At 67.8% G+C, this 15,254-nt stretch carries 10 protein-coding genes; 1 reads left to right on the forward strand and 9 read right to left on the reverse strand.

All coding sequences use genetic code 11. The annotated features are described in order from the left end of the window. Positions 1-107 precede the first annotated feature (107 nt). The 8 genes from U9J41_RS04170 to uxaC all read right to left on the reverse strand — a co-directional run bounded on the left by U9J41_RS04170 (position 108) and on the right by uxaC (position 10,831). Positions 108-1,346: a glycosyltransferase gene (locus tag U9J41_RS04170; protein WP_322400431.1), complete on the reverse strand. Its 1,239-nt coding sequence runs from the start codon at positions 1,344-1,346 to the stop codon at positions 108-110. Positions 1,347-1,767: 421 nt separating this feature from the next. Continuing rightward, positions 1,768-3,012 (reverse strand): hypothetical protein, encoded by a 1,245-nt coding sequence (locus U9J41_RS04175; protein WP_322400432.1) that lies wholly within the window; start codon positions 3,010-3,012, stop codon positions 1,768-1,770. 86 nt (positions 3,013-3,098) lie between these two features. Next, positions 3,099-3,824, reverse strand: coding sequence for a GntR family transcriptional regulator (locus U9J41_RS04180; RefSeq protein ID WP_322400433.1), 726 nt, complete (start codon positions 3,822-3,824; stop codon positions 3,099-3,101). A 37-nt stretch (positions 3,825-3,861) separates the two neighbouring features. After that, on the reverse strand, positions 3,862-4,803 hold the full coding sequence (gene kdgK / locus U9J41_RS04185; protein WP_322400434.1) for a 2-dehydro-3-deoxygluconokinase: 942 nt from the start codon (positions 4,801-4,803) through the stop codon (positions 3,862-3,864). Positions 4,804-4,863: 60 nt separating this feature from the next. Then, positions 4,864-6,159: an MFS transporter gene (locus U9J41_RS04190; RefSeq protein ID WP_322400435.1), complete on the reverse strand. Its 1,296-nt coding sequence runs from the start codon at positions 6,157-6,159 to the stop codon at positions 4,864-4,866. Positions 6,160-6,389: 230 nt separating this feature from the next. After that, entirely contained in the window at positions 6,390-7,817 is a 1,428-nt protein-coding gene (locus U9J41_RS04195) for a tagaturonate reductase (RefSeq protein WP_322400436.1), read from the reverse strand. A 10-nt stretch (positions 7,818-7,827) separates the two neighbouring features. After that, positions 7,828-9,426: a UxaA family hydrolase gene (locus tag U9J41_RS04200; protein ID WP_322400437.1), complete on the reverse strand. Its 1,599-nt coding sequence runs from the start codon at positions 9,424-9,426 to the stop codon at positions 7,828-7,830. Between the two features lie 10 nt (positions 9,427-9,436). Beyond that, entirely contained in the window at positions 9,437-10,831 is a 1,395-nt protein-coding gene (gene uxaC / locus U9J41_RS04205; RefSeq protein ID WP_322400438.1) for a glucuronate isomerase, read from the reverse strand. A 206-nt stretch (positions 10,832-11,037) separates the two neighbouring features. On the opposite strand from uxaC, the gene U9J41_RS04210 reads away from it, so the two are divergent. Further along, a complete protein-coding gene (locus tag U9J41_RS04210; protein ID WP_322400439.1) occupies positions 11,038-12,330 on the forward strand; it encodes an NCS2 family permease in 1,293 nt (430 codons plus the stop codon). On the opposite strand, the gene U9J41_RS04215 is transcribed toward U9J41_RS04210, so the two are convergent. Beyond that, entirely contained in the window at positions 12,315-15,002 is a 2,688-nt protein-coding gene (locus U9J41_RS04215; RefSeq protein WP_322400440.1) for a GGDEF/EAL domain-containing response regulator, read from the reverse strand. The two genes, U9J41_RS04210 and U9J41_RS04215, sit on opposite strands and share 16 nt — an antisense overlap. Positions 15,003-15,254: the final 252 nt, after the last annotated feature.

Here is a 15,254-nt window from a genome sequence, read left to right on the forward strand (position 1 = left end):
GTTGCGCTATATGTCCTGCAACATAGCGCAACCGGCCCCGCCCCACTATCACCGTCCGGTTATTGCCGGCATAACGCCGCGGCGACGATCGTGCCGCAACCGCGGGGTCAGCCGGCGGCCTTCGCCATGCCGTCCTTCGGCGTCATGCGCGCCGCCAGCGCCGCGATCGGCAGCGGGTTGACGTTCTCGGCGCTGACGACGGCGTCGAAGTCCGCTTCTTCCGCGCGGGCGATGAAGCGCTGCGCCTTGTTGCTCGGCGCGGTCGTCTGGATCAGCTGGTGCATCTTGGTGGCCGTCAGGTTCCACGACGTGCCGGCGACGATGGCGCGCATGCGCTCCGTAAGGGCCGTCTTTTGCTCGGCCGTCATCGCCAGCATGCGGTCGCAGGCCACGATGAATTTTTCCGGCGTGTCGGCGATGGCGACGACGTCGCCGTATGGCACCTTCACGTCCGTGATCGGGGTGCTGACGGACGGTAATTCGGCCGCCATGTATTCCAGCACCTTGGTCGGGCTGATGAATTTGGTCGACTCGTTCAGCGCGAACGGCAGCAGGCAGACGTCCCACCCGGCCAGGAACTGCGGCAGCTGTTCATAGGTGCGCTGTCCCATGTAGTGGATATTGTCCGCGCGCGGCAGGTTGGCCGGGTCGATCTTGACGACGGGGCCGACGAGCACGATCTGCCAGCCGGGGCGCGCCGCGGCGACCTGCTTGATGAGCTCCGTGTCGAAGCGCTCGTCGATCACGCCGTAGAAGCCCAGGCGGGGACGTGCCAGGTGCGCCTGCTCGGGATGGCTGTCGTCGCGGTCGAGGGCCTTCTGGAAGTGTTTGGCGTCGACGCTGCTCGAGAAGCAATGCGCGTTGGCGTGGCGGTCGCGCTTGGACTGGTACAGGCTCGGGCCGCCGGTGAAGCACAGGTCGGCGATGTTCAGCAGCGCGTTCTCGCGCTGCAGCAGCTGTTTCGGGGCATTCTTGAAGGCGGCCAGTTCGTCCATGCAGTCGTAGATGACGAGCGCCGGATCGAAGCCTTGCAGCAGCGGCAGGGCCATCGGCGTGTAGAACCAGACGACGGGGCGCTCGCCTTCCGGGACGAGGTCGGCCAGCAGCGTCTGCAGCGTGGGGATCTGGTCGTCGTGGAAGCCGGGTGCCTGGATGCCGGTATGCGGCTGGCACACCGTGATGTTCGGCGCGACGGCCGTCTTCTTCAGGTGCGCCTCGCCCTCGTCATACACCGGCTCCTCGACAAACAGGATTCGGTAGTGTTCCGCCAGGCGAGTCATGAGGTGCTGGGGGCGCTGGAAGACGAAGTCCCAGCGCAGATGGCAAAACACGATCAGGGTCGGCATGTTGATTTCCTTTCGCCTTGGGGCGTTCTAGTTGATCTGGATTCAAGGCCAGCCACTGATGCTTCGATGCTCTGGAAAACACCGACAGATCAGATGCCGGACCAGTGCATCGTATCATGCAAAATTCTTAAGTTTTTCATTTATGCATTGCAATATTTATATCAAGAAACCCGCTCGTACCGGCAGGGTCCGGGTCTCCCTAGGAGAGCTCGGCACGGTGCTCAGCCATGTAGGCTCCCTCCTACGGGGAGGCAGGAAAAAACACTACGAAATCGCATCATTCGCGCTTGCGAAACGACGAGAAACCGGGCGGTCCGGGGGCCCGAAAAGACGTCATTTCAGAGGGAGAAGGTCGCGCCGGGCGGCGCGGCCGGGGATGCAGGCGAGGCGCCGGCCGGCCGGCCGGGCCGGCCGAACCGGCTCAGGCCGAAAGATAGGGTTCCGCGTCTTCCGGCTCGCCGGCGGCGTCGAAGCCGCGCGCCAGCAGCACGCCGTCGAGGCCGACGGTGCCGAGCGCGTCGCACAAGTCGGCGAGGTCGGCCGACAGGTCGGCGGCCAGGTCCAGCGGCTTGTCGACGGTGGCGAGCGGCGCGCCGCCGTCCAGCGGATACAGGTTGATGCGCAGCACGGGATCGCCGTTGGTCTCGACCGGCGCGACGACGGCCTTGATGCGCTCCGGCGCGCGCTGCTGTTCGTCCAGCCGCTGGTTGACTTCGGACAGCGTCGCGAGCATGCCCAGCTCGGCCACGCCCTGCTCCTTGGCGCCGTAGAACAGGTCCTGGTACAGGAAATTCAGCGCCACTTCCGCCGGGTGGACCGACAGGCAGCGCTGCAGCAGCGGCGCGACGCTGCCCGCCCACATGCGGTAGCGGGCCATGCGCCCTTCGAAATACGCGTCCGCCGCCGCCTCGTCGGCCGGCACGTGATAGAACGGATCGTCGGCCGCCTTCAGCGCGAAACCGAGCAGGAAGCGCAATTCCATCGCCTCCTCGTCCGGCCCGTAGTCGCCGGCCGGCCAGGGCCGCATGCTCGCCTCGATGGCGGGCGTGGGCACGAGCTTGCGCGAGCGCAGCGCCTGCGCGGCTTCCCGCAGCATCTCCTGCAGCTCGCTGTAGCGGATGCGGTCGACGGCGTCCAGGTCGTACAGGTGGCGTACGAGGACGATGCGCGTGCCCGCGCTGGCCAGGCCGGCCGAGCGGAAGCTGTCCATCAGGGCCTCGTAATCGGCATCGTCGCGGAACACGGCGGCCTGGTCGATGCCGCCCGTGCTGTGCACGAACAGCGGAATCATGAAGGCGTCGATCTCGAGTTCGCCGGCTTCGATCCCATCCTTGCTCTCGCCGCGCAGGTGCAGCGTGGCGGCCTCCTCTTCCACGCGGTCGCGCAGCAGGCGGCAGCAGTCGGCATCCGTGTAGCGCGCCACCTCGATGGCGCCGTGCAGCACGTCGTCCTGCTTGCGCCGCAGCAGCCGCCGGATCAATACCGTGAGGTCTTGCCTGCGCGCGTCGAGCGTCGAGGCGTCGGCGGACTCGCGCTCGGCGATCTCGAGCGCCAGGTCGACGAGGTTCTGGGCCAGCTCGTCGGGATCCGCTTCCACCGGCTTGGCGGCGGGTTTGCGGTTGGGCTGGGCCGACTGGCCCTTGGCCGGGCGCTTGTTATTGGGCATGGCTGACTTCATTTTAGTGAACAAGTCACCATGGTAGCAAATCGGTCGCGCGGAACCCAGGCCGGGCGCGCCATCGGGACGCCCGCTCAGCGCGCGGGACGGGTGTCGAGGTGGGTCGTGAAGAACTCCGGCCGCAGCTTGCGGGTGATTTCCAGCACCGGCATCACGTGGTCCAGATGTTCGCGCATGGCGGCGACGGCCCGTGCCGGATCGCGCGCCTCGATGGCCTCGACGACGGCGCGGTGCTCTTCCAGCACGCCGGCCATGCGGCCTTCCAGCGGCAGCGTGAGCTGGCGGTAGCGGTCCATCTGCGTCTTGGCCTGCTGGATGATCGGCCATACGCCCGGATAGCCGGACAGCTCGGCCAGCAGCGCGTGGAAGCGCTCGTCCGTGCGGTGGAACGTGCCGAAGTCGTTGGCCGTGATGGCGGCCTCCTGCTCGCCCAGGATCGCGCGCAGGCGGGCCGCGTCGTCGGGGCCGACACGTTCCGCCGCCTTCTCGATGATCGCCGTCTCGAGCGCGTGGCGCACGAGGTTGGCCTCATCCAGCGCGTCGAGCGGGATGCGGGCGACGAACGTGCCCGAGCGCGGCACGATCTCGATCAGGCCCTCGTCGGCCAGGCGCTGCACGGCCTCGTGCACGGGGGTGCGGCTCGTGCCGAACTCCTCGGCGATGTCGCGCTCGACGACGCGCGCGCCCGGCAGCATGGTCATTTCGACGATGCGCCGGCGCAGGCACAGGTAGACGCGGCGCGACGCGCTCAAGCCGTTTTCGGCCTCGACCACGTCGGAAGGTGGGGTCAGGATGTTCATGGTCGGAAGTGTAGCGAAACTCGGGCGTCCAGTCGCGCTATTCGGTTGCCGGCATGGCGGCGCGCGGGATGATCGCGCCGCGGTGGCGGATCACGGTCCCGGCCAGGCGGTGGCCGGCGCGGGCGGCGGCTTCCGGTCCGTGGCCGGACAGGCGCGCCGCCATGTAGCCGGCGCCGAACGAATCGCCGGCGGCCGTCGTGTCGATCACGTCCCGCACGGGTTCGGGCGCGACCGCGTACGTCCAGCCGTCATGCCACACGACGCACGGCGCGCCGCCGCACTTGACGACGATTTCGCCCACGCCCAGCGCGCGCGTGCGCTCGACGACGCCGTGCGCGTCGGTCGCGCCGTGCAGCGCCACCTCGTCGTCCAGCGTGAGCAGCGCGATGTCCGCATGGGCCAGCACGCGGTCGTAGACGTCGCGCGCCGTCGCGGCGTCTTCCCACAGGCGCGCCCGGTAGTTATTGTCGAACACGACGCTGCCGCCGGCCGCGCGGCACTGGGCCAGCGCCGCGATCAGCAGTTCGCGGTCGGCCGGCGCCAGGATCGCCAGGCTGATGCCCGACAAATAGACCATGCGCGCACGCGCCAGCTGGACGAGCACCCTGCCCGCGTCCGGCGCGTGCAGCCAGTGGCGCGCGGCGGAATCGCGGCGCCAGTAGTGGAAGCGGCGTTCGCCGTCGGGATCGGTCTCGATCATGTAGATGCCCGGCAGGCGGTCGGGCAGGCGCTGCACGCACGCGGTGTCGATCCCTTCGCGCTCCCACGCGGCCAGCATCTCGGCGGACATGCCGTCCACGCCCAGGCCCGTCACGTACGCGACGTTGGCGACGGCCGGATCGAGCAGGCGCGCCATGTACACGGCCGTGTTCAGGGTGTCGCCGCCGAAGCGGTAATCCATCGTGCCGCCAGCTCCTTCGCCGCTGCGCTGCAGTTCGATCATGCATTCGCCGATCGCGTAGACGGTGTGTGCTGCCATCGTTAATCCTTGTCGCTCGTTCATGTGGTTGTCGGGGCCGGAGAGTGTACCGCAGAGAGATTACCGGGGCTCGGCGATGGCCGGCGCAGCCGTCGTCGAAGGCGCGCGCGGGCCGCCGTCGCGCACCAGGGTCCAGACGACGATCGCCGCCAGCACGTCGAACACGGCCAGCACGACGAACATCGGGCTGTAGCCCACGCGCGTGACCACGACGCCGAACACCAGCGTGAACAAGGTCGCGCCCAGGTAGCCGGACATGCCGGCCAGGCCGGTGGCGGTCGCCACCTCGTGTTTGCCGAAGACGTCGGAGGTGATCGCGTACAGCGCGCCGGACAAGGTCTGGTGGGCGAAGCCGCCGATGCAGAGCAGGAAGATCGCCGTGTACGGACTCGCCACGAGGCCGATGCAGCCCGGGGCGATCATGCACAGGGAACCGAACGCCATGACCCATTTGCGCGAGCCGAACAGCGACACGTTGAAGTGCCGGTGCACGAACGGCGACAGATAGCCGCCCAGCACGCAGCCGATGTCGGCGGCCAGGAACGGCAGCCAGGCGAACGCCGCGATCTCCTTCAGGTCCATGTGGCGTTCCGTCGCCATGTACAACGGGATCCACGCGTTGAAGGTCTGCCAGGCCGGCTCGGACAGGAAGCGCGGGATCGCGATCGACCAGAAATTCCGGTTGCGCACGATCTCGCGCCACGACGCTTTCGCGCCGCTGTCCTGGTGCTTCGCTTCCTGGCCCGCGAGGATGTAGTCGCGCTCCGCATCGGACAGCAGCTTCTGGTCGCGCGGGTGCTTGTAGAACACCATCCACAGCACGGTCCAGGCGGCGCCCAGCACGCCGACGATGACGAACGCCCATTGCCATCCCGCGTGCAGGATCGCCCACACGACGAGCGGCGGTGCGCATAGGGCGCCGATCGACGAGCCGATGTTGAACCAGCCGATGGCGACCGAACGCTCCCTGGCCGGGAACCATTCCGTCGTCGCCTTGACGCCGGCCGGGATGCCGGCCGCCTCCGTCAGCCCGAGCAGGCCGCGGAAGAACGCCATGCTCTGCCAGCCGGACGCCAGCGCGGCGCAGGCGCAGGCCAGCGACCACGCGAACGCGAACATGGCGAAACCGATCTTGGTGCCGATCGCGTCCAGCACGAAACCGGCGACCGGCTGCATGACGGCATAGCAGACCTGCCACGCGACGACGATGTACGAGTACTGCTTCGTGTCGATGTGCAGGTCGGCCATCATCGTCGGCGCCGCGACGGACAGCGTGTTGCGCGCCAGGTAGTTGACGATCAGGCCGAGCGTGACCAGCCCCACCATCCACCAGCGCATGCCTTTCAGTTTGTTCATGATGCCTCCTCCGGCGCCGGTTTCGGCGCGCAAGAACCCCGGACCGTTGGGCGCGGATGCGCCGGCGGCCTCTGAAAAATGAATGAAATAACTCGTCGTTCCCGCGCGGGCAGGAGCCCGGTTTTCGGCGATTGCCGCGAAATTCGTCGTTCCTGCGCAGGCAGGAACCTGATTTCTCGGCTATTGCCGCAAGACTTGGGTCCCCGCCTGCGCGGGGACGACGGTTTTTTTTACGGCAGCAGCGTGCGGATGCCCTGCTGCTCGATGGCGCGCAGGTTCGCCGCCAGTTGCGCGGCCAGGCCCGGCACCTCGTTCAGGTCGCGGCCCCACAGCGCGGCGTGGCCGAGCCAGCCGCGTGCCAGGTCGTCCAGCGTCCATGCGCCGGCCGCCACCTTGTCCCAGCCGGCGCGGAACCATGCCAGCGTGGCGGCGTCGTCGGCGAGGTCGATGACGCCGCCGCGGTACAGCACCATCGTCGCGGCCATGGCCAGCACGAGGCGGCGCGGCAGGCGGCCGTCGTGCAGGTCGGCGTAGCGCAGCAGTTGCGGCATCACGCGCGCGGCGAACTTGCTCCAGCTGTTCAGCGCGATCGACGCGAGGCGGTGGTGGATGGCCGGGTTGCGGAAGCGGCGCAGCACGTCGGCGGCGAACGCCTCCAGTTCCGCACGGTCCATCTCCAGCGCCGGGATGATTTCTTCATCGATGGCGGCACGCAGGAAGCTGCCCACCTGCGCGTCGTCGACGGCCGGACCGACGGCTTCCAGGCCGGCCAGCAGCGCGACCGGCACGAGCGTCGTATGGCCGCCGTTCAGGATGCCCACCTTGCGCTTCTTGTAGGGCGTGATGTCGTCGACGAGCTTGACGTTCAAGCCGCTGCCGGCCAGCTTCAGTTCCTCGGCGACCGTCGCCGGGCCCTGGATCACGAACAGGTAGTAGTATTCAGCCGCCACGAGGAACGGGTCGGCGTAACCGAGTTCGCGCCCGATCTGCTCGGCGTCGGCGGCCGGATAACCGGTCACGATGCGGTCGACGAGTGTATTGCAGAACGTGCAGGCGTCGCCGATCCACGCCGCGAAGCCGGCCGGCAGCCGCCACAGGCGCGCATAGTGCAGCACGGCGTCCTTGAGCGCGGCGCCGTTCTTGTCGATCAGTTCGCAGGGCAGCAGCACGAGGCCCTTGTCCTGGGCGCCGGCGAATGCGCTGAAGCGCTTGAACAGCAGTTGCGTGAGCTTGGCCGGGAACGTCACGGGCGGCGCGTCGTCGACGCGGTCGGTGTCGTTGACGGTGATGCCCGCCTCCGTCGTGTTCGAGACGACGAAGCGCAGGTCCGGATTCGCGGCCAGCGCGAGATAGTCGCCATACATCGTGGCCGGGTCGATTTCGCGCTGCACGCATTCGACCTTGCGGTATTGCTTGACCGGCAGGCCGGCTTCGTCGAGGCCGCGCACGAGGACGGTGAACAGGCCGTCCTGCACGTCCAGCAGCGGCGTCGCGGAGCCGCCGCGCGGCCGCACGACGACGACACCCGCGTTCAGGCCCGTACGTTCGTTCAGGAGGTCGACCTGCCAGTCGAAGAAGCCGCGCATGAAATTGCCCTGGCCGAATTGCAGGATCTTGACGGGCAGCGCGAACGGCGCTTGACGACGGAGTTGGTTCATATGTCTCGCCTTACAGGGAAATATCGCGTTTCCAGAAAATGAAGTCGTACTGCTGCAGGCGGTCGGCCTTGCACTTGTACTTGCCGCCCGCGGTGTCGACGACCATGGCGAACAGGCCCTTCGCCACGTCGGGCAGCGGCTCGCCTTCGATGATCGGACCGCAGTCGTAGTCGATCAGGTCGGACAGCTTCGTCGCCACCCGGCTGTTGCTGGAGATTTTCAGCACGGGGACGATCGGGTTGCCGGTGGGGGTGCCGAGGCCGGTCGAGAACAGCACGACGTTCGCGCCCGACGCCACCATGCCGGTCACGGATTCGACGTCGCCGCCCGGGGTGCACAGCAGGGACAAGCCCTGCTTGTCGGTCTGCTCGCCGTAGTCCAGCACGGAGACGATCGGCGACGTGCCGCCCTTTTTCGCGGCGCCGGCCGATTTCATCGCGTCCGTGATCAGGCCGTCGCGGATATTGCCGGGGCTCGGATTGTCGGCGAAATGCGTGCCGACGGCCAGCGCGCGCTGTTCGAAGTCGCGCATCATGCCGAGGAAGCGGCGCTTGTCGTCGTCCTCGACGCAGCGCTCGATCAGGCTCGCTTCGACGCCGCACAGTTCCGGGAACTCGGCGAGGATCGACGAACCGCCCACGGCGACGACCATGTCCGACACATACCCCATGGCCGGGTTGGCGGAGATGCCGGAAAAACCGTCGGAGCCGCCGCACTTCACGCCGATCTTCAGGTGCGACAGCGGCACCGGCTGGCGCTGGACCTTGTTCGCATCCTTCAGGTTCGCCAGCGTGTCCTGCAGGACCGCCTTCATCATCTTTTCCTCGCTGTCCCACTGCTGCTGTTCGTAGATCAGCACGGGCTTGGCGAAGTCCGGATTCTGCTTGGCGAGGGCATCCTTGAACATGCCGATCTGCGCATTCTGGCAGCCCAGCGAGAACACGGTGACGCCGGCCACGTTCGGGTGGTCGGCATACGCGGACAGGATCTTGCACAGCGAGCGCGCATCGGCGCGCGTGCCGCCGCAGCCGCCGTTGTGGGTGATGATCCGCACGCCGTCCACGTTCGGGAACGGACGGACCACCGCCTTCGGCGCTTCCATGTCCTCGCCCAGCAGCTGGAACGTGAGCGCCGCGAGGTCGTTGGTGGAATAGCCCAGCGGGCCTTCGAGGGCGTTGCGCAGGTGCTCGACGTTGCGGTTCTCGCAGAACACGAGCGGGAAGATCAGCCAGTAGTTCGCGGTGCCCACGCGGCCGTCGGCGCGCACGACGCCGTCGAACGTCGCTTCCTTGAGGTCGGCCACGTCGGGCGGCGTCCAGGTGTACGGCTTGCTGTCCCCGATCTCGACTTCCGACGCGTAGTGGGCGAGGTTGTCGGTCGTGACGGCTTCGCCCTTGCGGATGGCCTGCGTGGCCTTGCCCACGACGACGCCGTACATGGACAGCAGGTCGCCCTCGGCGAAGGCGCGGCGCGCCAGCTTGTGCTTGGTCTTGACGGGCGTCGACACGAGGATGTTCTCCCCGTTCCACGTCACGACGTCACCCGGCGCCAGGTCGGCCAGGGCGACCAGCATGCTGTCGTCCGGGTGAATGCAGATTACTTTTTGCATGGTTGCCCAATCAGAGCTTGAAATAGTTCTTGGCGTTCTCGTAGCAGATGCCGCGCACGATCGTGGCGAGTGCATCGAAGTCTTCCGGATACTCGCCGGCGGCGACCCATTCGCCCAGCTGGCGGCACACGAGGCGGCGGAAGTAGTCGTGGCGCGGGTACGACGCGAAGCTGCGCGAATCCGTCACCATGCCCACGAAGATGCCGAGCACGGAATGGTTGCCGAAAGCGACGATCTGGTTCAGGTTGCCGAGCTTGTGGTCGTTGAACCACCAGGCCGGGCCGAACTGCACCTTGCCGGCGACGCTGCCGTCCTGGAAGTTACCGATCATCGTCGACAGCACTTCGTTCATCGCGGGGTTCAGGTTGAACAGCATCGTCTTCGGCAGCTGCTTGTGGGCGTCGAGCGCCGACAGCAGCGCGACCAGGCCGTTACTGGTCGTCATGTCGGAGATCGAGTCGAAACCGGTGTCCGGCCCCAGCGTCTCCAGCATACGCTGATTATTGTTGCGCATGGCGCCGATGTGGAAGCACATCGTCCAGTCGAATTTCGCGTACACGGCGCCGATCGCTTCCAGCAGGCCGCGCAGGTACTGCGCCTGTTCGAGGTCGCCCAGCAGCTCGCCCTTCATGCGCCTGGCGAACAGGCCGTCCAGCTCCTGCGCCGTCGCGGCGACGGCCGGCAGCGGGATGTCGATGGCGTGGTCGGAAATGCGGCCGCCGCGCGCGTGGAAGTATTCGACGCGGTTCGCCAGCGCGGCGATGAGCGAGGCGAACGAATCGATCTTCACGCCGGCGACGTCGGCCAGGCGCGCGACGTACTCGACGTAGCCGGGATTATTGATGCGCATGGCCTTGTCCGGACGGTAGGCCGGCAGCACGCGCGTCTTGAGCGCCGACCGGGCGATCTCGGCGTGCTGCAGCAGGTCGTCGGCCGGGTCGTCCGTCGTGCAGGCGATTTCCACCTTCGCCTGTTCCAGGAACGTCCACGTGTCCATCGTGGCCAGCTTGGCGTTGGCCTGTTCCCAGATCGCGTCCGCGTTCTTCTCGTTGATGACCAGGTCGATGCCGAAGATACGGCGCAGCTCCAGGTGGCTCCAGTGGTAGATCGGGTTGCCGATCGCGAGCGGCAGCACCTTGCAGAAGGCCAGGAATTTCTCCTTGTCCGAGCGGTCGCCCGTGCAGTATTCCTCCGGCACGCCGGCCGTGCGCATCAAGCGCCATTTGTAGTGGTCGCCGCCGAGCCACAGTTCGGCGATGTTGCGGAACTTCTTGCGCTCGGCGATCTCGCCCTGCTGCAGGTGCGAATGGTAGTCGATCACCGGCAAATCGGCGGCGACTTCGCGGTACAGCTTGCGGGCGACGTCGGTCGTGAGGAGGAAATCCTGGTCCATGAAGGCGGTCATGTCGTGTAGCTCCTTGGGTAGCTGATCTGATATATCAGGATGGTATGCCTAATATATTACGTACGCAAGAACTTTTGTTCTGAATATGCGCGGGCAGCCGGGAAAGCTTCGTCGGGCGAAGTCGCGATGTTATGCTTCGGTCATCGGACGCGTGATGCATATACACAATAATCGGGTCCGCAACCACGCCTCGGAGCCCAGAGACCATGCTCGAACAATTATTCAAACTACGCCAGAGCGGCACCGACGCCAGGACGGAAATCCTGGCCGGCCTGACCACTTTCCTGACGATGGCCTACATCATCTTCGTCAATCCCACGATCCTCGGCGACGCCGGGATGCCCAAGGACGCGGTGTTCGTCGCCACCTGCCTCGTGGCCGCGCTGGGCAGCCTGGTCATGGGCCTGTACGCCAATTACCCGATCGCGATGGCGCCCGGGATGGGCCTGAACGCCTATTTCGCCTACGCCGTCGTGCTGGGCATGAAGGTGCCCTGGCAGGCGGCGCTCGGCGCCGTGTTCGTGTCGGGCTGCCTGTTCATCCTCGTCTCCGTGTTCGGGTTGCGCGCGCTGATCGTGAACGGCATTTCGCGCTCGCTGCGCGTGGCGATCACGGTGGGCCTCGGGATGTTCCTCGCACTCATCGCGCTCAAGAGCGCCGGCATCGTCGTGGCCAGCCCGGCGACGCTGGTGCAGGCCGGCGACCTGCACCAGCCCGCGGCCATCATGGCCGTCTTCGGCTTCCTGCTGATCGTCACGCTCGACCGCCTGAAGGTGCGCGGCGCGATCCTGATCGGCATCGTCGCCGTCACGATCCTCAGCTTCTTCTTCGGCGGGAATACGTTCCACGGCATCGTCTCGGCCCCGCCGTCGATCGCGCCGACCCTGATGCGCCTGGACGTCAAGGGCGCGCTGGGCGTCGGCATCATCAACGTGGTGCTCGTGTTCTTCCTCGTCGAGCTGTTCGATGCGACCGGCACGCTGATGGGCGTCGCCAGCCGCGCTGGCCTGCTCGTCGAAGGCAAGATGGAGCGCCTGAACAAGGCGCTGCTGGCCGACAGCGCGGCCATCGTCGCCGGCTCCATGCTCGGCACGTCGAGCACCACGGCCTATATCGAGAGCGCCGCGGGCGTGCAGGCCGGCGGCCGCACGGGCCTGACGGCGCTGACGGTGGCCGTCATGTTCCTCGCCTGCCTGTTCATCGCGCCGCTGGCCGGCGTGGTGCCCGCCTACGCGACGGCGCCCGCCCTGCTGTTCGTCGCCTGCCTGATGCTGCGCGACCTCGGCGACATCGACTGGAACGACACGACGGAAGCCGTGCCGGCCGCGATCACGGCCCTCGTGATCCCGTTCACGTATTCGATCGCGGAAGGCATCGCCTTCGGCTTCATTACCTACGCCCTGCTGAAGCTGACGACGGGCCGCGCGCGCGAGGTCAAGCCGGTGATCTGGGTGATCGCCGCCCTGTTCGCCTTCAAGATCGTCTACATCGGCGCCTGAGCCGGCGCGGCGGCCGCCGCGGCGCGCGGCGCCGGCCCGGCCGTCAGCATCGCCGCGAATTCCTCCGCCGGCACGGCGGGGCTGAACAGCCAGCCCTGCACGAGATCGCATCCGAGGTCCGCCAGCAATTGCAGCTGGCCGGCCGTCTCCACCCCCTCCGCCACCACCGACAGCCGCAGGCCGTGGGCCATCGCGATGACGGCCCGCGCGATCGCGAGGTCGTCGGGGTCCGTCTCCAGCTCGTGCACGAACGAGCGGTCCAGCTTGAGGCGGTCGACCGGGAAGCGTTTGAGGTAGTTGAGGTTCGAATAGCCGGTGCCGAAATCGTCGATGGCGAGGCGGATGCCCAATCCCTTCAACTGGGCCAGCAGCGCGAAGCTCTTGCCGGCGTCGGCCATCGACGCGCTTTCCGTCAGCTCCAGTTCCAGCAGGCCCGGCGCCAGGCCGCAGTCGTCCAGCACGCGCCGTACGGTGCCGAGGATCCGTTCCGTGAACTGGTGCGCCGACAGGTTCACGGCCACCGGCACGACGGGCAGGCCCGCGCGGCGCCACGTGTCGAGCTGGCGGCACACCTGGTGCAGCACCCACTCGCCGATCTCCAGGATCAGCCCCGTCTCCTCGGCCAGCGGAATGAACGTCGCCGGCGGGACGAAGCCGCGCTCCGGATGGCGCCAGCGCAGCAGCGCCTCGGCGCTGGCGATGGCGCCGCCGGCCACCGCGATCTGCGGCTGGTAATGCAGTTCGAGCTCGCCCCGTTCGATGGCGCGGCGCAGCCCGTTTTCCAGCTTGAAGCGGTCGTTGGCGTCCTGGTTCAGTTCCGGGCGGTAGAAGGCGTAGCGCTGGCCGACGCCGTCCGCCGCCTGGCGCAGCGCCGTTTCCGCGCCTTTGGCCAGCGTTTCGTAGGCGACGCCGTCGTTCGGGTAGATGGCGATGCCGATGCTCGGATCGAGGTGGAATTCCTCGTGCTCGTACGCATACGGCGCGCTGAGCGCGGCCAGTACGCGGCGCGCGCCGGCCGCGAGTTCCTCGGCGTCCGCGCCCGCCAGCACCAGCGCGAACGCGCCTTCGGAAAAGCGCGCCACGAATTCATGCGCGCCGACGTCGCGCAGGCGCACCGCCGCTTCCTGCAGCAAGGCCAGTTCGGCGCCCGGGCCGAGGGCTTCGCGGATCAGCGCCATGCGCCCGAAGCGCAGCAGCATGAAGCCGAGCATGCGGCCGTCGCTCCTGGCCCGCGCCTTCATCCGGCGCAGGCGCTCGCGCAGCAGGTCGCGGTTCGGCAGGCCCGTGACGGCGTCGTAGTTGCTGGCGTAGTGCAAGCGTTGCTCGGCGCCGCGCAGTTCGGTGACATCGATGCCGGTGGCGAGGACGAATTCCACGCCGCCGTCCTCGCGCCGCAGCAGCGTGTGGGTCCAGACGATGCTGCGCGTGCGCCCGTCCGGCGTGCGCCATTCGCCCTGCAGCCGCGGCGGCGGCGGATCGCTGGCCAGTCCGGTGAACAGCTTGCGCACGATGTCCGGCTCCTCGGCGCCGCGCACCACGTCCCAGCAGCGCCGGCCCAGGGCTTGGTCGGCGCGCCAGCCCAGCGATTCTTCGCAGGCGCGGTTGAACGTCACGATGCGCCCTTCCGGGTCCGCCAGCAGCACGAGCGTGCCGGCCGTCTCCACGACGGCCGACAACCGGTTGCGTTCCGAGCGCAGGGCTTGCGTCCGTTCGACGACGAGCGCCTCGGCGCGCGTGTACAGGCGGGCGCGCTCGAGCGCGAGGGCGACCTGCTGCGCCACGCCGCCGAGCAGCTTGCGTTCGTCGTCGCCGAACGCATCCGGCCGGACACGCGCATGCAGCAGGCCGAGCCGGCGCTCGCCGGAAAGCAGCGGCAGGCACACGGACGCCGGGTCATCGAGCGCGCCGCCCTGCGCGCACAGGCAGGCACCGGCACCGGCATCGGGCGCGGCGCCGCGCTGCGCCAGCAGGCACCAGGCGCCGTCGGGCGCGACGGTGCTGATCGCGGCGCCCGCGAGCGCCGGCATGCGCAGCAGATGGTCGAGCGCTGCCCCGGCCACGTCCGCTTCGCTGGCCGCTTCGTTGAGCGCGCCGGCGATCGTGCCGAGCAGCGCCAGGGAGTCGACCATGCGCGCCAGGTCCTTGCGCTGCGTGTCCAGTTCGGTGTTCAGGCGCAAGGCCTGGTCGTGGGTGGCCACGAGCAGCTCGTAGATGTGGCGCCGTTCGTCCGCCATCACTTCCAGCGGCCGTGCCGCGGCGCCGGCGTCGCGGCCGCGCAGGATGCGGTTCACGCGCTCGCGCAGCTGGGCGCCGTCGTAGGGCTTGCGTACGAAGCCGTCGGCGCCGGCCTCGAGGCTGCGCACGATGTCCTGCAGGCTGGTGAGCCGGGTGAACAGCAGGACGGGTACGGCGCTCAGCCGGGCGTCGTCCTTGAGGGCGCGGCACAGCGCGTAGCCGTCCATGGCCGGCATGGCGATGTCGCTGATGACCAGGTCGGGTGGTTGTTCGCGCGCCGCGGCGAGCGCGGCGACGCCGTCGGGTGCCAGGCGCACGCGGCAATCGGGATCCTGTGCCAGCAGCCGGGCAAGCTGCTGGGCCTGGGTCGGGCTGTCCTCGGCCACGAGGACGTCATAGTGCCGGCCGGACTGCTCTCTCTTGTGCGTTGTTGTCATCTTGTTCGCGCCGGTCCGCGTGGCGGTCCGTGCCCGTGATCAATGCAATCGGTGGCCGGTGCAGCGCACACCCCGGCCATGAAAAGTTGCACCGATATTAGCTAAGATGGCGAAGCAATAACATTCGCTCGAGCCCCTGCCCCTGCGTCCCACCGTCTTTACTTCTGCAGGGCCCGCTTCTAGTTTTACACAGATTTAACATCGACGGGCCGTGGAGGCCTGTGGGAAGACACATTTGCACGGAAACGGCTG

The sequence above is a fragment of the Massilia luteola genome (assembly GCF_034420155.1).
Classification (GTDB): Bacteria; Pseudomonadota; Gammaproteobacteria; order Burkholderiales; family Burkholderiaceae_D; genus Telluria; species Telluria luteola.